This window comes from Amycolatopsis benzoatilytica AK 16/65 (assembly GCF_000383915.1).
GTDB lineage: Bacteria > Actinomycetota > Actinomycetes > Mycobacteriales > Pseudonocardiaceae > Amycolatopsis > Amycolatopsis benzoatilytica.
In genome coordinates this window covers 6,933,671-6,951,508 of sequence record NZ_KB912942.1, presented here as the reverse complement: position 1 = coordinate 6,951,508, position 17,838 = coordinate 6,933,671, and the positions used below count along the sequence as shown (strand labels likewise).

Annotated in this window: 20 protein-coding genes; 8 read left to right on the top strand and 12 right to left on the bottom strand. The window is 69.3% G+C overall.

Annotation, left to right across the window (positions count from 1 at the left end; translation table 11 throughout):
* Positions 1–36: 36 nt before the first annotated feature.
* Positions 37–849, top strand: a complete 813-nt coding sequence (locus AMYBE_RS0132395; protein ID WP_020663551.1) for a rhomboid family intramembrane serine protease — start codon at positions 37–39, stop codon at positions 847–849.
* On the opposite strand, the gene AMYBE_RS0132390 is transcribed toward AMYBE_RS0132395, so the two are convergent.
* Both AMYBE_RS0132390 and crgA read right to left on the bottom strand, forming a co-directional pair.
* Positions 835–1,215: a PH domain-containing protein gene (locus AMYBE_RS0132390; protein ID WP_020663550.1), complete on the bottom strand. Its 381-nt coding sequence runs from the start codon at positions 1,213–1,215 to the stop codon at positions 835–837. The genes AMYBE_RS0132395 and AMYBE_RS0132390 overlap by 15 nt on opposite strands.
* Positions 1,216–1,363: 148 nt before the next feature.
* On the bottom strand, positions 1,364–1,630 hold the full coding sequence (gene crgA / locus AMYBE_RS0132385) for a cell division protein CrgA (protein ID WP_020663549.1): 267 nt from the start codon (positions 1,628–1,630) through the stop codon (positions 1,364–1,366).
* 729 nt (positions 1,631–2,359) lie between these two features.
* Between crgA and AMYBE_RS0132380 the strand changes: the two genes are divergently transcribed.
* On the top strand, positions 2,360–3,340 hold the full coding sequence (locus AMYBE_RS0132380) for a class E sortase (RefSeq protein WP_020663548.1): 981 nt from the start codon (positions 2,360–2,362) through the stop codon (positions 3,338–3,340).
* Positions 3,340–3,495 (top strand): hypothetical protein, encoded by a 156-nt coding sequence (locus AMYBE_RS45535; RefSeq protein WP_020663547.1) that lies wholly within the window; start codon positions 3,340–3,342, stop codon positions 3,493–3,495. Before AMYBE_RS0132380 ends, AMYBE_RS45535 begins: the two co-directional genes overlap by 1 nt.
* Positions 3,496–3,546: 51 nt before the next feature.
* Here the strand turns inward: AMYBE_RS45535 and AMYBE_RS0132370 are convergent, their stop codons facing one another.
* The 3 genes from AMYBE_RS0132370 to AMYBE_RS0132355 form a co-directional block, all read right to left on the bottom strand.
* Entirely contained in the window at positions 3,547–3,939 is a 393-nt protein-coding gene (locus tag AMYBE_RS0132370; RefSeq protein WP_027928235.1) for an SCO5389 family protein, read from the bottom strand.
* Positions 3,940–4,127: 188 nt separating this feature from the next.
* Positions 4,128–4,328 (bottom strand): hypothetical protein, encoded by a 201-nt coding sequence (locus AMYBE_RS45905; protein WP_211226882.1) that lies wholly within the window; start codon positions 4,326–4,328, stop codon positions 4,128–4,130.
* A gap of 18 nt (positions 4,329–4,346) precedes the next feature.
* Positions 4,347–5,048: an SDR family NAD(P)-dependent oxidoreductase gene (locus tag AMYBE_RS0132355; RefSeq protein ID WP_020663544.1), complete on the bottom strand. Its 702-nt coding sequence runs from the start codon at positions 5,046–5,048 to the stop codon at positions 4,347–4,349.
* 104 nt (positions 5,049–5,152) lie between these two features.
* On the opposite strand from AMYBE_RS0132355, the gene AMYBE_RS0132350 reads away from it, so the two are divergent.
* A complete protein-coding gene (locus AMYBE_RS0132350; RefSeq protein WP_020663543.1) occupies positions 5,153–5,731 on the top strand; it encodes a TetR/AcrR family transcriptional regulator in 579 nt (192 codons plus the stop codon).
* A gap of 64 nt (positions 5,732–5,795) precedes the next feature.
* Here AMYBE_RS0132350 and AMYBE_RS0132345 read toward each other — a convergent pair whose 3' ends face one another.
* On the bottom strand, positions 5,796–7,112 hold the full coding sequence (locus AMYBE_RS0132345) for an FAD-dependent oxidoreductase (RefSeq protein WP_027928234.1): 1,317 nt from the start codon (positions 7,110–7,112) through the stop codon (positions 5,796–5,798).
* 110 nt (positions 7,113–7,222) lie between these two features.
* Between AMYBE_RS0132345 and AMYBE_RS0132340 the strand changes: the two genes are divergently transcribed.
* From AMYBE_RS0132340 to AMYBE_RS0132325, 4 genes are all read left to right on the top strand, one after another.
* On the top strand, positions 7,223–7,867 hold the full coding sequence (locus AMYBE_RS0132340; protein ID WP_020663541.1) for an aminodeoxychorismate/anthranilate synthase component II: 645 nt from the start codon (positions 7,223–7,225) through the stop codon (positions 7,865–7,867).
* A gap of 14 nt (positions 7,868–7,881) precedes the next feature.
* Positions 7,882–8,679: an ATP-binding cassette domain-containing protein gene (locus AMYBE_RS0132335; RefSeq protein ID WP_027928233.1), complete on the top strand. Its 798-nt coding sequence runs from the start codon at positions 7,882–7,884 to the stop codon at positions 8,677–8,679.
* On the top strand, positions 8,673–9,317 hold the full coding sequence (locus tag AMYBE_RS0132330; RefSeq protein ID WP_020663539.1) for a hypothetical protein: 645 nt from the start codon (positions 8,673–8,675) through the stop codon (positions 9,315–9,317). Before AMYBE_RS0132335 ends, AMYBE_RS0132330 begins: the two co-directional genes overlap by 7 nt.
* A 106-nt stretch (positions 9,318–9,423) precedes the next feature.
* Positions 9,424–9,750: an effector-associated constant component EACC1 gene (locus AMYBE_RS0132325; protein WP_020663538.1), complete on the top strand. Its 327-nt coding sequence runs from the start codon at positions 9,424–9,426 to the stop codon at positions 9,748–9,750.
* 60 nt (positions 9,751–9,810) lie between these two features.
* Here AMYBE_RS0132325 and pknB read toward each other — a convergent pair whose 3' ends face one another.
* The 6 genes from pknB to AMYBE_RS0132295 are packed head-to-tail and all read right to left on the bottom strand — an operon-like array spanning position 9,811 to position 17,798.
* Positions 9,811–11,790 (bottom strand): Stk1 family PASTA domain-containing Ser/Thr kinase, encoded by a 1,980-nt coding sequence (gene pknB, locus AMYBE_RS0132320; protein WP_020663537.1) that lies wholly within the window; start codon positions 11,788–11,790, stop codon positions 9,811–9,813.
* Positions 11,787–13,016, bottom strand: coding sequence for a serine/threonine-protein kinase (locus AMYBE_RS0132315; RefSeq protein WP_020663536.1), 1,230 nt, complete (start codon positions 13,014–13,016; stop codon positions 11,787–11,789). The genes pknB and AMYBE_RS0132315 overlap by 4 nt, the downstream gene beginning before the upstream one ends.
* A gap of 3 nt (positions 13,017–13,019) precedes the next feature.
* Positions 13,020–14,483 carry a peptidoglycan D,D-transpeptidase FtsI family protein gene (locus AMYBE_RS0132310; protein WP_020663535.1) on the bottom strand — a complete coding sequence of 488 codons (1,464 nt, stop codon included), beginning with the start codon at positions 14,481–14,483 and terminating at the stop codon, positions 13,020–13,022.
* Positions 14,480–15,970 carry an FtsW/RodA/SpoVE family cell cycle protein gene (locus tag AMYBE_RS0132305; RefSeq protein ID WP_020663534.1) on the bottom strand — a complete coding sequence of 497 codons (1,491 nt, stop codon included), beginning with the start codon at positions 15,968–15,970 and terminating at the stop codon, positions 14,480–14,482. Before AMYBE_RS0132305 ends, AMYBE_RS0132310 begins: the two co-directional genes overlap by 4 nt.
* Positions 15,970–17,340 (bottom strand): PP2C family protein-serine/threonine phosphatase, encoded by a 1,371-nt coding sequence (locus tag AMYBE_RS0132300; protein ID WP_020663533.1) that lies wholly within the window; start codon positions 17,338–17,340, stop codon positions 15,970–15,972. The genes AMYBE_RS0132305 and AMYBE_RS0132300 overlap by 1 nt, the downstream gene beginning before the upstream one ends.
* Positions 17,337–17,798 (bottom strand): FHA domain-containing protein FhaB/FipA, encoded by a 462-nt coding sequence (locus AMYBE_RS0132295; RefSeq protein WP_020663532.1) that lies wholly within the window; start codon positions 17,796–17,798, stop codon positions 17,337–17,339. The genes AMYBE_RS0132300 and AMYBE_RS0132295 overlap by 4 nt, the downstream gene beginning before the upstream one ends.
* Between the last annotated feature and the right edge of the window lie 40 nt (positions 17,799–17,838).

The window sequence follows — 17,838 nt, the reverse complement described above, 5'->3', positions numbered from 1 at the left end:
CGCGAGGCACCGGTCGGTTTCCAGTGCACGGACTGCGTGCACACCGGTGTGCAGGAGCAGCAACAGCAGCACCGGGAGTACCAGAACGCCGGCATGGGCACCCGCACCATCGCGGGCGCGCGGCTGACCACCTCCGCCACGGTCACCATGACGCTGGTCGCGGTGAACGTGGCGATCTTCCTGATCACCGCGATCCAGGCGAAGAGCCTGTTCGACAACAACACCGCGCGCATCGAGCAGCTCGGCGAGCTGTGGACCTATCCGGCGCTCGGCGGCGGCGAGTGGTGGCGGATCTTCACCTCGGGGTTCCTGCACTACGGCCCGATCCATATCGCCGCGAACGCGTTCTCGCTCTGGATGATCGGGCGCGCGCTGGAGCAGGTCTTCGGCAAGATCCGGTTTCTCGCGCTCTACTTCATCTCGATGCTGGGCGCCTCGACCGCGTTGCTGCTGTTCGAACTGCCGAACCGGCCCTCGGTCGGCGCGTCCGGCGCGATCTTCGGCCTGCTCGGCGCCTACGCGGTGATCGTGCTCAAGCTTCGGCTGAATCCGACTTCGCTGCTCATCAACCTGGGGATCAACGCATACATCACGTTCACGATCCCGGGAATCTCGATCCTCGCGCACGTCGGCGGGCTGGTGACCGGCGCGGTCGTGACGTTCGCGATCCTCTATTCGCCGGAACGCGACCGCGCCCGGTGGCAGGCAGCCGGTCTGGTGCTCATCACCGTCGCGCTGGTCGGGCTGATCCTCTGGCGCACGACCCAGATCCCCGCGCTGACCTGCGATTTCGGCACTAACCAAGCTGGCGTGACGAGCTACCTCTGCGGGCTCTCACAGTCCGGCTGAGCGGTCCCGCATCGCGGTGAGCACGTCCAGTACGTCGCGCGGGTCCGCGCCGAGGTCGGTCTGGCCGAAGATGAACAGCTGATCGCCCCGCTCCACCTCGAGCGTCACGCCCTCCCGGCCGAGCCGGCGGGTGCTCCGCAGCCGGACGATCGTGCCCGTCCACGAGAACCGGTGCGCGCCGCCGAGGGTGCGGATCCGCACCCCGGTCTCGTCAGCGGCGAGCCGGGGCCGCACCAGCGTCCAATGTCCCGCGAACGCGCCGGCGGCCAGCGTGGCGAGGCCGGTCAGCACCGCGCCCTTGCCGTCTCCGAACACGACGTCGAGGACCGTGCCGACCAGCAACAGCGAGGTCAGCGCCCAGGCCACTACCACAAGGTTGAGCCGGGGGGCCCAGGAGGTCGGGTGGTTATCCACAGGAGTTATCCACACTGGGGATGAGTCACACCGATGTGATTCGGTGTCAATCGGCCGGTCGGAGCAACGCGGTCCGGCTGGACTCCGCCCGCGGTGGCGGTCAGCGCCACCGCATGGTCATGAGCAGACCGGCGATCATCGCGGCGAAGCCGATCGCGAAGTTCCAGTTGCCGAGATCGCTGAGGAACGAAACCTTGTCTCCGGCGATGTAGTTCACGACCAGCCAGATCAGACCCAGGAGCATGAGGCCGAACATGACGATCTTGTAGAACAGGTTCGACGGGCCCGCGGCCTGCACCTTCACCGGCGTACGGCGATCGGCGGGAGGGGTGTACGCGGTCTTCTTGCGGACCTTGGACTTCGGCATCGTTTCCTCGCGTGCTCTCGGGCATTCCTGGTGGCGGCATCCTGGACGAGGTCCCGCTGTCGGGGTGCGCAACCAGCGCCACGTGCACACGTTAACGTAAACGACGGCTCCGCAGCACCAGGCGGGAGCGGTCGGGTTTCCGGACTGTGACAATAGCGCCACCTGGAGTGCCGATTCGGGCTCCGGCCAGGCGCGGGAGGAGCTAGCGTGACGCCGCAGGATTGGCCGGGCGAAGACGACCGCGGCCCCGGCACCGGAGCTGACCGCTCGCCGCGCCGCCAGCCGCCCCCTGCCCGCCGGCAGCCCGGCGACCCCCCGCCCCGGCGTAGGGTCGCGGGCAACCCCGGGCAGAGATCACCCGAACAGCGCACGCCGATCGACCGGGGCGAACCGGCCGCACCGGGCGGCGAGAACCGGCCGGGTTCCCGGCCGCCGGGAGACGGCGGATATCCGGGCGGTCCGCCGAGGCAGACCGGCGAGTACCGGGCCGAACGACCGGCCGCGGACCCCCGCGCAGCGGGTGGTCGGACTGGTGAATTTGGCCGTTCCGGCCGGGCTGCCGAGGTGCCTGTGGAGGGCCGGTCTCGCCGGTCTGGCGACCTGCCCGTCGACGGCCGGTCTGGCGAGTTCCGCGCAGAGGGCGCGCCCCGCCGGCCGCGGCAGCCCGGGGACGCTCGCGGCGACGAGCCGGGTCGCGGCCCGCGTCGCGCACCCGAAGAAGGACGGCAGATGCCCCGCCGGGTGGGAGCGGCCGCGGAAGACGGCCCGAACGCGGCCCGGCGCCGGATGACCGGTCCCGAGTTCGCCGAACAGCCCACCGAGATTTTCTCCCCGGTCGCCACCGCGGACAAAGACAGTGGCACGGGCAGCAAGGGTGGCAAGAAAGAGAAGGCCCCGCCGCCGCTGGGCAAGGGCGGGCTCGTGATCCGCACCGCCGGCGAAATCTTCATCACGCTCGGCGTGGTCGTGCTGTTGTTCATGGTCTACGAGGTGTGGGTCACCGACCTGTTCTCCGCGGAGAAGCAGCACACCGCGAGCGACCAGCTCGACGGCGACTGGGCGAAGGACCGCACTCTGCACCCGGAGCTGATCGACGGCAAGGCGTTCGCGCGCATCCACATCCCGTCGTTCGGCGCGGACTTCAACTTCACGATCCAGGAAGGCACCGACGAGGACGCGCTCGCGATCGGACCCGGCCACTACAAGGGCACCGCGCTGCCCGGCGAACCCGGCAACTTCGGCATCGCCGGGCACCGGGTCGGCAAGGGCGCGCCGTTCAACGACCTGGACAACCTGAGCTCCTGCGACCAGATCGTCATCGAGACGCACACCGATTTCTTCATCTACCAGGTGCTGCCCTACGACGACGAGATCAACGGCTGGAGCAGCGGCAAGGGCTCCCAGCCGGAATGCAAGGGCGTGTCGACGCTGCGCAACCCGAGCATCCCCGGCGGAGGCCCGTACGACGCGACGTTCGGCCGCAAGGTCGTTCTCCCGAGTCAGGGCGACGCGGTCAACCCGGTGCCCTACAAGCCGGCCGGCATCCTGCCGAAGGCGCAGGAGGCGTCGCTGCTCACGCTCACCACCTGCCACCCGCAGTTCTCCGCGAAGGAGCGGCTGATCATCACTTCCGTGCTGACCCGTCAGGTGCCGAAGACGCAGGTGCCGGACTACACGACCCTCCTGAAGAAGATCGGCGGTGCTGCCTGATGTACGGCTGGCTCTGGCGGCATCTGCCCGGCCCGTTCGCGGTGAAGTCCCTGATCGCGCTGGTGCTCTTCCTCGGCGTCGTGGCGCTGCTGATGTTCGTGGTGTTCCCCTGGCTCGACCCGCTGCTGCCGTTCAACAGCGTGTCCGTCAACTGAAAGCGGAAAGGGCCGCTTGCCGCGCGTGCCGGCAGGCGGCCCTTTCGCGTGCTAGCAGTCCCGCAGTTCCGGGCTCTGGTTCAGCAGCTGCCCGCGCGGCGAAACGAACGCCTGGTACCGCGTACTGTCCACTTCGGACTTCCGGAACACCGCCACCCGGTGGCAGTTCTGGAAGGCCAGCTTCACGCCGAAGTGCCGCTCCAGCCCGCCGCGGATCGCGTCCGAGGCCAGTGCCCGCAGGAGCTGCCCGCGGGCGGTTTCGTCCGGCGGGGGCGTCTCGTTGTCCGCGAAGCCGTCCGGGGCGGTGTCCGCCTCGGCGATCACACCGGTGATGACCTCCCACGCGTACGGCAGGGATTCCCGTACGCAGGCGACGAACTCAGCGTCGGAGACCTCCCCGCGTTCGGCCTTTTCCAGCAGCGCGGGCGATACGTCCAAAGACAAGACAACCTCCATGGTCAGCGGTTCCCCACAGGGCTACCGGGCCGCCGGACCCGGCCACAAGAGAAAACGAGTTTCATCACCACTTCGGTGGATCACTCCCACCGGAACAGCCGCACCGCCAAGGCCGTTCCGCCCAGCGCGAAGGCGGCCAACGCGACGAACTGCGGCGGCTGCACGCCATTGCCGACCTACGCGTCCTGCAATGGCTGGGTTCCTGGCGGGAGGTATGCGCCGATTTTCTGGATCACCGCGGGCAGCAACGGGTCGGGCAGGTGGACGCCGCCGAGGACCATGATCGGCAGGAAGGCGGCCATCGCGAGTCCGCCGACGGCTTTGCTGGCGGGTGCGCGTCGGCTCGGAGCGGCCGCGGCTGCCGACTCGCGCGTCACTGCCGGAAACCCAGCCGGCTATACGCTCGCATGCACCCCCATGCCACCGGACACCTTGAGGTTCTCGCCGGTGACGTAGCCGGCCGCGGCGGACGCGAGGAAAGCCACCGTCTCGGCGACGTCGGCCGGGGTGCCGACCCGGCCGAGCGGGATGTCCGCGGCCCACGATTCGACCACCTCGGCGGAGATCCCCAGTTTCCGGTAGGCCGGAGTGTTCACCGCGCCCGGGCTGACCGCGTTGACCCGGATGCCGCGCGGTGCGAGTTCCAGTGCGAGCGCGCGCATCATCGGCAACAGCGCACCCTTGGCCGCGGTCATCGCTGCCCCGAGACCTTCGGCGGCTCCGACCGTGAACACCACTGCCGCACCGTTGTTCAGCAGGGGCAACGCCTTCTGGACTGTGAAGAAGTTCCCTTTCACGTTGATGTCGAACAACGCGTCGAAAGCTGCTTCGTCGGTCGACTCGGCAGGGCCAGGCCAGGAGACGCCTGCGTTGAGGAAAAGCAGGTCGAGTGACCCGAAGTGGCGGCGGGCCGTGTCGATCGCGTGGTCGAGGTCCGGAAGGGAGCGCGCGTCGGCCTTCACCGCGGCGACGCCGTCCGGCGCGTCTTCGAGGTGGTCGACGCCGGTGACGAGCACGCGGTAGCCGCGGGAATGGAGCAGTTCCGCGGTCGCTTTGCCGATTCCGCTGGTACCGCCAGTGATCAAAGCTGCGGGCATGATGCGTTCCTTTGCCGGTTCGAAGGTCCTTCTGGCAGCTTACGGCAGTTTGGCAGCGACTGCCAAGTAGGATGCGAGTGACCCTTTGGCAGTAGCATGAGCGCATGGAAGGCAAACCCGGCACGCTGTGGGATCGGACCCGGCAGCTCGCCTCGCGGGAAATCCTCGACACCGCCCTGCGGCTGTTCACCGAACAGGGCTACGACGAGACGTCGATCGCTCAGATCGCCCGAGAGGCCGGCGTCTCCCAGCGCACCCTCTTCCGCTACTTCGGCACCAAAGAAGATCTGCTCGGCGGCAACCAGGAGCAGTTCCGCCAGGTGCTGACCACCGTGATCAGCGAACAGCCCGCCGAGGCAGACGCGTGGGCCGTATTGCGCGCTGGGCTGGCGGCCGTCCAGTCCCTGCACGACAGCAGGGACCAGGCGGTGGAGCGGTTCCGTCTGCTGCACACCACCCCGTCACTGCGGGCCGGCTGGCTGGAGAAACGCCTGCGCTTCCAGGACGACCTGCTGCCGCTCGTGCAGGCGCGCATGCCGGGGGCGACTGAACTCGCCGCCCGCGCGGTTCTCGCGACCGCGTTCGCCTGCTTGGACGCAGCGTCGATGGCATGGGTCGAGGACGGCGGCGAGGGCGACCTCATCGAGCGCTACGACGAATGCCTCGCCGCGGTGCGCGGCTGAGGCCGGAAAACGTGAAGGGCCGTTGCGGGAATCAGATCCCGTAACGGCCCTTCACGGACAAAACCTAGGCGCGCGAGACCCGCACCATCTCCTCTCGCTCCACGACCTTCACCCGCTCACGGCCTTCCGCGACCCCGAGCGTCTTCTCGTGCGCGTCGAGCTTGCCCCAGCCTTCCCAGGTGGTGAACGGAATCCCGCGCTCGGCGAGGAAGTCCAGGATCGCCTCCGGCGACGAATGCCGCGGCGCGGCCAGGGTGTCCGCGTCGGCGAGCAGGTTCGCGACGGTCTCCGCGGCGTCGCCCTTGGTGTGGCCGATCAGGCCGACCGGGCCGCGCTTGATCCAGCCGGTGACGTACACCCCGGGCACCTGGTTCTCGTCCAGGTCCAGCACCCGGCCGCCGCGGTTCGGGATGACGCCCGCGGTGTGGTCGAACGGGATCTCCGGCAGATGCGAGGACAGGTAGCCGACCGCGCGGTACACCGCCTGCACGTCCCAGTCGTGGAATTCTCCGGTGCCGACGACACTCCCGTCGCGGTACTCGGTGCGCTCGGTGCGCAGGCCGACCACCTGGCCGTCCTCACCGAGGACCTCGATCGGCGCGTGGAAGAAGTGCAGGTGCAGCCGGCGCGGCCGAGTGCCCTCGTCGCGGATTGCCCACTCCTGCAATGTCTTCACGACCATGTCGGTCTGCTTCGACGAGCGCAGTTCGGCGACGCTCGCCTCGTCGAACTCCATGTCCTCCGGGTGGACGATCACCTCGACGTTCGGCGAGTGGTCCAGTTCGCGCAGTTCCAGAGGCGAGAACTTGGCCTGCGCCGGGCCGCGCCGGCCGAACACGTGCACGTCGGTGACCGGGCTGGCCTGGAGGCCCTCGTAGACGTTCGCCGGGATGTCGGTCGGCAGCAACTCGTCCGGGGTCTTCGCGAGCATCCGCGCCACGTCCAGCGCGACGTTGCCGACGCCGAGCACCGCGACCGATGTGGCGTTCAGCGGCCAGGTGCGCGGTACGTCCGGGTGGCCGTCGTACCAGGAAACGAAGTCGGCGGCGCCATGGCTGCCTTCGAGGTCGATGCCAGGAAGGTCGAGCGCGCGGTCGGCCATCGCTCCGGTGGCGAAGATGACCGCGTCGTAGAACTCGCGCAGCTCGTCCAGCTTCAGGTCGCTGCCGTAGTCGACGTTGCCGAGCAGCCGGATGTTCGGCTTGTCCAGCACCTTGTGCAGGGCGGTGACGATCCCCTTGATCCGAGGGTGGTCGGGCGCGACGCCGTAGCGGATCAGCCCGAACGGCGCGGGCATCCGCTCGAACAGGTCGATCTCGACCGGCGCGTCGGACTTGTCCAGCAGGTCGGCGGCGTAAATGCCGGCGGGACCAGCGCCCACCACGGCGACACGAAGGGTTCGGCTCACCAGTCCACGGTAAGTTAGGGGTACCTAACGTTCACTGTGATCTGGCGTACGGTCCAGCAGGTGGGAGCCGCTAAGCTGGCGGCATGCGAGTTCTGGTCGTCGACAACTACGACAGCTTCGTCTACAACCTCGTCCAGTATCTGGCGCAGCTCGGCGCCGACTGCACGGTGTGGCGCAACGACGTGGTCGACCTCGACCGCGTCCCGGAGTTCGACGCGGTGCTCGTTTCGCCTGGTCCGGGCACCCCGGAGCGGGCCGGCCAAAGCATCGACGTCATCGCCAAATGTGCTGAAACTCGCACCCCGATGCTCGGTGTCTGCCTCGGCCACCAGGCACTCGGCGTGCATTTCGGGGCGACCGTCGACCGTGCGGACGAGCTGCTGCACGGCAAGACCAGTCAGGTGCACCACACCGGTGCCGGCATCCTCGCCGGACTGCCGCAGGAGTTCACCGCCACCCGCTACCACTCGCTCACCGTGCTGGCCGACACCATCGACCCGTTGGTTTTCGAGGTCACCGGGACCACCGAGAGCGGCATCGTGATGGGGATGCGGCATCGGGAACTGCCGCTGGAAGGCGTGCAGTTCCACCCCGAATCCGTGCTCACCGAGGGCGGCCACCGGATGCTCGCGAACTGGCTGGCCTCGGCCGGCCATCCGGTCGCGCCGTCCGTCGTCGACGATCTGGAGCGGGCCACCCTCGCGCTGCAGAAGGCCGCGATTGCGTGAACGCGCCGACCCCGCTGATCCGGCTCGGCGGAGTCGGCAAGCGATACGGCAGTGGCGAACCAGTACTGGCACACATCGATTTCACGGTGCCCGCGGGCACCGTGATCGGCATTCTCGGCACGAACGGCTCGGGAAAGTCGACGCTGCTGCGGATCCTGGCCGGGGTGTCGCGGCCCTCCTACGGCGAGATCACCGGCACGCCTGCGACGGGCTACTTGCCGGACCGGTTTCCCGGCGGGCAGCGGCTCAGCGCCCGGGCGTACCTGCGCCACCTCGCGCGGATCGGCGGTCTCGCTGATCTGTCCGGCATCGATCCGCTGCTGAAGCGGCTGGCGCTGGTCGGCGATCCGAACGCGCAGCTGCGCACGCTGTCCAAGGGCAATGCGCAGAAAGTCGGGTTGGCGCAAGCGGTTCTGCCCAGTCCGGAGTTGCTGATCCTGGACGAACCGTGGTCCGGTCTGGACGTCGGCACGCACTCGGTGCTCGCCGAACTGGTCGCGGAAACCCGGGCCCGCGGCGCGAGCGTCGTGTTCACCGATCACCGGCCGGCGGTGGTGCGCGAGCACGCCGACGAGGTCTATCGCCTGGAATCGGGCCGGATTTCGCCGTTGGAAACGCATCCGGAACGCAGGCGGATCACGCTGCTGCCGGTTGGCTCGGACGGCGACAACTGGTCCGCCGAGCCCGGCGTGCACTCGGTCTCGGACGAAGCGGGCAGTGTGATCCTGACCGTCGACGCGAAGCACGCCGACGCGGTGCTGCTGCGTGCTTTGTCCGGCGGCTGGTCCGTCCAGGAGGTCGCGCCGTGCTAGCCGTCAGCCGCTACTACCTGGCGCTGCTCGGACATTCGCAGCGCTACCTGCCGGCCGCGCTCGCGTACCTCGCGATGTGCGCGATCCTTTACGCAGACCCGACTTCGGCGTCGCTGCCGCTGTATGGCGTCAGCGGCGCAGGGGTTCTCGTGCTCGGCTGCTGGTTCACCATCGCCGTGCTGGACATCGAAGACCCGGTGCAGCGCCTGATCACGCTCAACCACGCCGGAAACCGCCGGCGCACCATCGGCGGCGCGGTGCTGGCCGTCTTCTTCTGCACGTTGGTGTGCACGTTGGGGACCGTCGCCTGGGCCGCGACGCACCGCGGCCAGATGAACGGCGAAGTCATCGGCACCGGGCTGGCGGTGCACCTGGCGTGCGCGCTGGTCGGCATCGCGATCGGCCTGCCGTGCTCGCGTCTGCTCGTGTCGCGAATCGGCTGGACAGTGCTCGCCGCGGTTCTCGTGCTGGGCGCGGTACTGCTGGCCAAGTGGATCCCGCTGGTGCACCCGCTGCTGGAAGCGCTCACCAACGGCAGCCCGTACGGCGGCGCGTTGGCGCTGGCAGCGGGCGCGTCGGTGGTCGCGCTCGCGGTGAGTACGACGGTGGTCGGGGCGGTCTCGGCCCGCCGCTCGTGAAGGCATTGTGCATAGTGCATTCAGCAAATGCCGAAAAGGGGCTTCCACCCCCGGTAGTGCGTCGGTTACCCTCGCGCCGTCCGTTCGGCCGGTGAGGGGAGCATTCGTGACGGCAGGGATCGCCGCGATCACCGTGGACGGCTCCGAAGACGAGTTGCGGCAGCTGGCGACCTGGCTGGGCGCCGAGGACGAACTGGCCGGCCGGGTCCGGCTCGGCGGTCCGGACAGCGGCCTGGTGGTGATGGTCAGCAGCCGGTCGGCGGGCACTTTCTGCCGGTCGCTGTTCGGCTGGCTGCGCGGCCAGCGCGCCGGACGGCAGGTATCGCTCACCGTGAAGCGGTCCGGGGCGGTGGAAGAGCTGGACGTCGAGTGCGGCGGCCGGGACGTGGACGAAGTCGCCACCAGCGTCCGGGATTTCCTCGACCGCGCCTGAAACCCGCTACGAAAAAGGCCCGCCCGGTGCGAAACCGGACGGGCCCTTTTCACGGGCGGATCAGGGGCGTCCCGGCGGGAAGATCCCACCGTTGCTGCTCGAAGTGGGCGAGCCGCCGCTGCCGTTGTCCGCCATCATCGTCAGCGTGATCGCCTGAGTCGTGCTGATGGTCGTGCCCGCTGTCGGGTTCTGCTTGACGACGGTGCCCGGCTTGCCGTTGCCGTTGTTCGTGGTCGTCGTCTGAACAGTGCCCGACCAGCCCTGGCCCTGCAGGGTCTGCAGCGCCTGTTCCTCGGTCATCCCGGTGAGGTCCGGCATCTGGATCTGCGCCGGGCCGGACGACACGGTCAGCGTCACGGTGCTCCCCGGCGGCAGGTTGCCGCCGTTCGGCTGCTGGTCGATCACCTGGTTCTTCGGCTGATCGGAGGACTGGTCCTTCCTCTTCACGACGAACCCGGCCGATTCCACCTTCTGCTTCGCCGAGGTGTAGTCCTGGCCGACCACGTTCGGCACTTCCTTCTGCGACAGGCTGCCGCCGATCACGACGTCCACCGTGCTGCCCTCGGAAATCGTCGAGTTCGCGGTCTGGCTCTGCGACACGACCTTGCCGACGTCGGCCTGGTTGTCCACCGGCTGCGTCGTCACCGTGCCGAGCTTGAGCTTGACGGCATCCAGCGCCTGCTTCGCCTCGTCCTGCGACTTGCCCTTCAGATCCGGCACGGTGGCCTTCGCCGGGCTGTTGCCGACGGACAGGGTGATCGTGGTCGAGGTCGAGACCGTCTGCCCGGCCGCCGGGTTGATCGCGACGACCTTGCCGATCTGGTCCTCAGTACACGTCAAGCCGCCGGGGTTCTGCTCCGCCGGCGCACCGCACACGATCGGCTGGTTCGGCGCGAACGAAGAGAAACCCGCCGCCTGCAGGGTGTCCTTCGCCACCGCCACCGGCGAGCCGACCACCGCCGGGATCTGCGCTTGCTTGTTGGTGTCCCGGAACGACCCGAGCAGCCACATGATCAGCAGCACGACACCGGCCACGAGCAGCGCCGCGATCACGCCGAAGATGATCCGGCGGCGCCGCTTGGCGCGCGGATCCTCCTCCGGGTCCTCGGGGTACTCCTCGTAGCGCTGGGGCTGGCGCCGGTCGGCGTTCATCACCTGGGTGCGCTCGTCCTCGGACATCACCATCGGCGCGGACGGCCGCTGCCCGGACAGCGTGCGGACCAGGTCCGACCGCATCTCGGCGGCCGACTGGTACCGGTTCGCCGGGCCCTTGGCCAGCGCCTTCAGCACCACCGCGTCCAGCTCCGCCGACACCGCCGGGTTCACCGAGGACGGCGGCTTCGGGTCCTCCCGCACGTGCTGGTACGCCACCGCGACCGGAGAGTCGCCGGTGAACGGCGGCTCGCCGGTGATGAGTTCGTACAGCACGCAGCCGGCCGCGTAGACGTCCGACCGGGCGTCCACCGACTCGCCGCGCGCCTGCTCCGGCGAGAGGTACTGGGCGGTGCCGATGACGGCCGCGGTCTGCGTCATCGCCGACTGGCCGTCGTGCATGGCCCGCGCGATGCCGAAGTCCATCACCTTGACGGCGCCGTTCTTCGTGATCATCACGTTCGCCGGCTTCACGTCGCGGTGCACGATGCCGTGCCGGTGCGAGAAGTCGAGCGCGGCGCAGACGTCGGCCATGACCTCCATCGCGCGCTTCTGCGACAGCGGACCCTCGGTCTTGACGATGTCGCGCAGCGTCCGGCCTTCGACGTACTCCATGACGATGTACGGCAGCGGTCCGACGTCGGTGTTGGTCTCACCGGTGTCGTAGACGGCGACGATGGCGGGGTGGTTCAGTGCGGCGGCGTTCTGCGCTTCGCGCCGGAACCGCTCCTGGAACTGCGGATCTCGGGCGAGGTCCGCGCGCAGGACCTTGATCGCGACTTCCCGGCCCAGACGCACGTCGTGCCCGTGGTGGACCTCGGACATACCTCCGTAGCCGAGCGTGTCGCCCAGCTCGTACCGATTGGAGAGCAGTCTGGGTGTGCTCATCTCTGTGTGCCGTTCCATTCCGTCCAAGGTGTGGTCATCATGCCTTGCAGGCCGTGGGCCTCGCTCGTATCGGCCGGGGTGGCGGATGTGGGAGTGCTCTCTATGTCCACGCTTCTCGGCGGTCCGCCGTTGCCGGAGTTCGCCACTCGCGCGATCAGGAAGGCCGCGGCCACCAGGACCACGACGACGATCACGGCGAGCAGCACCCACCAGCCCCACTGGCTTCGCCGTCGCGGCGGGACCGGGCCGGGCGGGCCGGTGAGCGGCCGGAACGCCGGGTTCGAGCCGGGGCCGATCGGCGCTCCGGCGGCCGCCTGCGGCACTGCCGGCGGCGGTGGCATCGGCGGCTGGCCCGCCGCGTAGGCGGCGTTGACCAGCCCGAGCGGGGTGGGCAGCGGACGGCCGGCCCGCACCGCGGCGACCGCGCCGGCGAACTCGCCGCCGCTCGCGTAGCGCTGCCGGGGGTCCTTCACCAGCGTCGCCTCGATCACCGCCCGCGCGCCCGGCGGGACGTCCGGCGGCAACGGCGGCGGCACGTCGCGGATGTGCATCATGGCGACCGTCACCGCGTTCTCGGACAGGAACGGCCGGTGCCCGGCGAGGCATTCGTACCCGCAGACCGCGAGCGAGTACACGTCGCTGGCCGGCTCCGCGTCGTGCCCGAGCGCCTGCTCCGGCGCGATGTAGTGGGCGGTGCCCATCACCATGCCGTTGCGGGTGACCGGGGCCGCGTCGACCGCCTTGGCGACGCCGAAGTCGGTGATCTTCACCTTGCCCGCGGGGGTGACCAGGATGTTGCCCGGTTTCACGTCGCGGTGCACCAAACCCTGCTCATGCGCGGCCTGCAGCGCGGTGCCGGCCTGCTCCAGCAGGTCGAGCGTGTAGTCCGCGGTGAGCCGGCCGTGCTTGGCGAGGATGCCGGCCAGCGGGTCGCCCTCGACGTACTCCATCACCAGGTAGGCGATGGAGAGGTCCTCGTCGACCGTCTCGCCGTAGTCGTGCACCGCGGCGATGCCGGCGTGGTTCAGCGACGCGGTCATCCGCGCTTCGGTGCGGAACCGGTGCAGGAATTCGGCGTCGCCGGACAGCTCCGCCTTCAGCACCTTGACGGCGACGACCCGGTCGAGCCGGGTGTCGCTCGCCTGCCAGACCTCGCCCATCCCGCCGACGGCGATCCGGTTCGTCAGCTTGTAGCGTTCGGCCAGCAGCTGACCCGAGGACAGCATCGGCTATCCACCCCCGAGCCGGGCGGCGATGGCGGCGCGGCCGATCTCGGCGGCCACCGAGCCGCCGGTCGCGGCGAGCCCGCGGTTGCCGCCGTTCTCGACGATCACCGCGACCGCGATCTGCGGGTTGTCCGACGGCGCGAACGCGGTGTACCAGGCGTGCGGCGGGGTGTTCTTCGAGTCGGTGCCGTGCTCCGCGGTGCCGGTCTTCGACGCGATCTTCAGCGCGTCGTTCTTGCCGCCGCCCTTGGTGAAGCTCTCCGACGCGATCATCATGTCGGTGAGGATCTTGTCGTTCGCCGGCGACAGCGCGGGCTTGCCGGTCAGCTGCTCCGGGTCGACGTTCTCGATCGTCGACAGGTCCGGGGCCAGGATCGACTCGATCAGCTGCGGCTTCATCGCGTAGCCGCCGTTCGCGACGGTGGCCGAGAGCAGGCAGTCCTGCAGCGGGGTCAGCCGGACGTCGCGCTGGCCGATGCCGCTCTGGTAGAGCGCGCCGGGCGAATCGAGCGCGCCGACCGTCGAGCCGACAACCTTCATCGGCACCGTCAGATCGGTCTGGCCGATGCCGAAGTTCGCCGCCGCCGCCTTCATCTTGTCCGCGCCGAGCTGGCCCGCGAAGGTCGCGAACGGGACGTTGCAGGAGTGCGCCAGCGCGTCCTTGAACGTGTTGCCAGGGCAGGTCTCGCCGGCGTAGTTCTCCAGCGTCGTGTTGGTGCCCGGCAGCTGCACGTTCGGTGCGGTGCTGACCTGGGTGTCCGGGCCGATCCCGGCCTCCAGCGCCGCGGTCGCGGTGACGATCTTGAACGTCGAGCCGGGCGGGTAGTTCTCCGAGATCGCCCGGTTCAGCATCGGGTTGTTCGGATCCTTGGAGAAGCCGTCCCACGCCTTGTTCTGGCCGCTGCCGTGCGTGGCCAGCTGGTTCGGGTCGTAGGACGGGGTGGACACCATCGCCAGTATCCGGCCGGTCTTCGGTTCCATCGCGACCACCGCGCCGGTGTAGCCGTGCTGGGTCATCAGGTTGTAGGCGGCCTCTTGCACCTTCGGGTCGATGGTCAGCTTCACGTTCCCGCCGCGCGGGTCGCGGCCGGTGACCATGTCCGAGAGCCGGCGCACGAACAGCCGCGGGTCCGAGCCGTTGAGCACGTCGTCCTCGGTGCGCTCCAGGCCGCCCGCGCCGTAGTTGATCGAGTAGTACCCTGTGACCGGGGCGTACATCGGGCCGTTGGCGTAGGTCCGGAAGAACTTGAACTTGTCGTTCGACGGCTTGACGCCGGCCAGCACGGTGCCGTCCGGCGCGACGATCTGGCCGCGCTGACGCGAGTACTCGTCGTAGAGGACCCGCTGGTTGCGCGAGTCGGTGCGGTAGGTGTCGGCCTTGATCACCTGGATGTAGGTGGCGTTGGCCAGCAGCAGGACGATCATCACCAGCATCGCCATGCCGACCTTGCGCAGCGGCGCGTTCACGCGGTCCTCCCGTTCGGATCGCCTTCGGCAGGCGGGCGCTGCACCATCACGGTGTGCGCCTCGGCGAGCGGGGCCTGCGGTTGCGGCTGTGGCTTCGGCCGGGTGGACGGCCGCCGCGCCGCGTCGGAAATGCGCAGCATCAAGGCGACCAGGATGTAGTTGGCCAGCAGCGAGGAACCGCCGTAGGACAGGAACGGCGCGGTGACCCCGGTTTCCGGGATGAGCGCGGTGACGCCGCCGACGACCACGAAAATCTGGATCACGATGGTGAAGGCGAGCCCGCCGCCGAGCAGTTTGCCGAACGTGTCGCGCACCGCCAGCGCGCTGCGCATCCCGCGCATCGCCAGCAGCATGTACAGCAGCAGCACCGCGGCCAGCCCGATGAAACCGAGTTCCTCGCCGATCGCGGCGGTGATGAAGTCAGTGCTCGCGGCGGGCGGGATGTCCGGCCGGCCGGCCCCGAGGCCGGTGCCGCCGACGCCGCCGGTGCCGAGACCGAACAGCGCCTGCGCGAGCTGGTAGCTGCCGCCGCGCGCGTCGTAACGCGGGCCGAGCGGGTCGAGCCAGTTCTCCACGCGCTGCTGCACGTGCCCGAACAGGTTGTAGGCGATGATGCAGCCGCCGACGAAGAAGGTCAGCCCGACGACCACCCAGATCGCGCGCTCGGTCGCGACGTAGAGCATCACCAGGATGATGCTGAAGTACAGCAGCGAGGTGCCGAGGTCCTTCTCGAACACCAGCACGCCGATGGCGACCCCGGCGGCGATCAGGATCGGCCCGAGGTCGCGGGCGCGCGGCAGCTCCACGCCGAGGAACTTCCGGCCGGTGACCATGAACAAGTCGCGTTTGGACACCAGGAACGACGCGAAGAACACCATCAGCAGCAGCTTCGCGAACTCGCCGGGCTGGATCGAGAAGCCCGGCAGCTTCAGCCAGACCTTCGCGCCGCCCGCCTCGGACAGGCTGGCCGGCAGCACCGCGGGCAGCGCGAGCGCGCCCAGCCCGACGAACCCGCAGATGTAGCTGTAGCGGGTCAGCGTGCGGTGGTCGTTGATCACGACGAGCACGACCACGAACAGCACCAGCGAAACCGCGGTGAACAGCAGCTGCTTGGTGATCTCCGGCGAGAAGTCCCGGCCGTTCTGCGCCGCCGACTCGGCTTTCGCCAGATCCAGCCGGTGGATCATCACCAGGCCGATCCCGTTGAGCAGCGCGACGCACGGCAGCAGCACCGGGTCCGCGTACGGGGCCCACTTGCGCACCGCGAGGTGCGTGGTGGCGAGCACGCCGAGGTAAGCCAGTCCGAGCCACAGGATGGAGAGGGTGAGCTCCTGCTCCTGGTTGGCCTCGACGATGACCAGCGCCAGTGTGACGATGCCGGCCGCGAACGCCAGCAGCGCGAGCTCCGTACCCCGGCGGGTCGGGAGGTCGCGCGGCGGATTCGTGGCGAACTGGGCGGACATCGGGTCGGCCACCGGCTGGCCCATCAGTTACCGCCCCCTGTCGGCGGCGTACCCGCCGTCGAGCAGTCCCTCCCCGCAGACTGGTTCGCCGACGAAGGCGCGCCGCTGGGCGGCACGGCAGAGCCAGGAATGCCTGGCTGGAGCACGCCGCCGGTGCCGGGCTTGCAGTCCGTCAGCTTCTTCTTGAGACGCAGGAAATCGTCGATGTACTTGCGTGCGTCGTCGAGGCTGTCGCGCTTCACGCCGTTCTCCACGGCGATGCGCGCGTCCTCCTGCAACGCGGAGACGCGCAGCTTGTCGGTGCACAGCTGGCCCGGCGGGCAGGAGCCCTGCTCGAGCGTGTGCAAGTCGATGCCGAGAATGCTGCCCGGGACGCCGCGGTAGATCACGACCTCCTGATCCGGGCCTTCCCCGACGTAGTACTGGCTGAGCACGAAGTAGCGAGTGGCGATCGCGGCGGCGCCCAGCACGATCAGCACCACGACCGCCCCGACGAGCCAGCGGAACCGTTTCCGCCGCTTCGCCTTCGGGTCCTCTTGCGGGACCGGCGGTTCCGGCCTCGGCTGCGGCGGCGGCTGGGTCAGCGCGCGCGCCCGGGCCGCGGGAGAGTCGCCTTGATGCATTTCGTCGCTGCCGTCGCCGGCCGCGCCGCCCACGATCGGGGCGTCGTCGCCGAAGTCGACGTCGACCACGTCGGCGATGATCACCGTCACGTTGTCGGTGCCGCCGCCCTTGAGCGCGAGCTCGATCATCCGGTCGGCGCAGTCCTGCGGGTCCGGGATCTGCACGGCCTCGGCCAGCGTCTCGTCGCTGACCATGCCGGACAGGCCGTCCGAGCAAATCAGGTACCGGTCGCCGGGACGGGCCTCGCGGACGGTGAGGCTCGGTTCGACCTCGTGCCCGGTAAGCGCCTTGAGCAGCAGTGAACGCTGCGGGTGCACCGCCGCCTCTTCCGGCGTGATGCGGCCCTGCTCCAGCAGCTCGTTGACGAAGCTGTCGTCGCGGGTGATCTGGGCGAACTGGCCGCCGCGCAGCAGGTACGCGCGCGAGTCGCCGACGTGCACCAGGCCCAGCCGGCTGCCCGCGAACAGGACGGCGGTGAGCGTGGTGCCCATGCCGTCCAGATCCGGGTCCTGAGACACCAGTTCGGCGATCGCCGCGTTGCCGTTCTGGACGGCTTCGCGGAGCTGGGCGAGCAGGTCGTCGCCCGGTTCGTCGTCGTCGAGCGGGGCGAGCGAGGCGATGACGACCTTGCTGGCCACCTCACCTGCGGCGTGCCCGCCCATGCCGTCGGCGAGCGCGAGAAGACGCGGGCCGGCGTACACGGAGTCCTGGTTGTTGGAACGCACCAGGCCCCGGTCGCTGCGGGCCGCGTAGCGGAGGACGAGAGTCATGGGCGGAGCTCGATCACCGTCTTGCCGATCCGGATGGGGACTCCGAGCGGGACCCGGAGGGGTGCAGTGACCTTAGCCCGGTCGAGGTAGGTCCCGTTCGTCGAACCCAGATCTTCCACGTACCAGTCCTCCCCGCGCAGCGCGATCCGGGCGTGCCGGGTCGACGCGTAGTCGTCGTCGAGCACCAGCGTCGAGTCGTCCGCGCGGCCGATCAGGATCGGCCGCCCGTCGAGCGCGATGCGGGTTCCGGCGAGCGCCCCGTGTGTGACGAGCAGCTGCTGCGGGGACTTGCTGCCCCGCGGCTTCTTCTCCTTGTTGCGCCGAAACGAGGGCACCTGGACCCGCAGGCCGGAGGCGGCGTAGAGGTCCGAACGCACCACTCGCAATGCAGCGAACACAAAGAGCCAGAGCAGCACGAGAAAGCCCACTCTGGTGAGTTGAACGACCAGCTCTGGCACTTGTTGTGTCCGCTCCCGCCTCTGCCTGCAAGCCGCGGCG

Coding starts and splice junctions, on each gene's coding strand:
- crgA (WP_020663549.1), bottom strand. CDS start 1,630: ATGCCGAAGTCCAAGGTCCGCAAGAAGACCGCGTACACCCCTCCCGCC.
- AMYBE_RS0132380 (WP_020663548.1), top strand. CDS start 2,360: ATGCCCCGCCGGGTGGGAGCGGCCGCGGAAGACGGCCCGAACGCGGCC.
- AMYBE_RS45535 (WP_020663547.1), top strand. CDS start 3,340: ATGTACGGCTGGCTCTGGCGGCATCTGCCCGGCCCGTTCGCGGTGAAG.
- AMYBE_RS0132355 (WP_020663544.1), bottom strand. CDS start 5,048: ATGCCCGCAGCTTTGATCACTGGCGGTACCAGCGGAATCGGCAAAGCG.
- AMYBE_RS0132350 (WP_020663543.1), top strand. CDS start 5,153: ATGGAAGGCAAACCCGGCACGCTGTGGGATCGGACCCGGCAGCTCGCC.
- AMYBE_RS0132340 (WP_020663541.1), top strand. CDS start 7,223: ATGCGAGTTCTGGTCGTCGACAACTACGACAGCTTCGTCTACAACCTC.
- pknB (WP_020663537.1), bottom strand. CDS start 11,790: ATGAGCACACCCAGACTGCTCTCCAATCGGTACGAGCTGGGCGACACG.
- AMYBE_RS0132315 (WP_020663536.1), bottom strand. CDS start 13,016: ATGCTGTCCTCGGGTCAGCTGCTGGCCGAACGCTACAAGCTGACGAAC.
- AMYBE_RS0132305 (WP_020663534.1), bottom strand. CDS start 15,970: ATGGGCCAGCCGGTGGCCGACCCGATGTCCGCCCAGTTCGCCACGAAT.
- AMYBE_RS0132300 (WP_020663533.1), bottom strand. CDS start 17,340: ATGACTCTCGTCCTCCGCTACGCGGCCCGCAGCGACCGGGGCCTGGTG.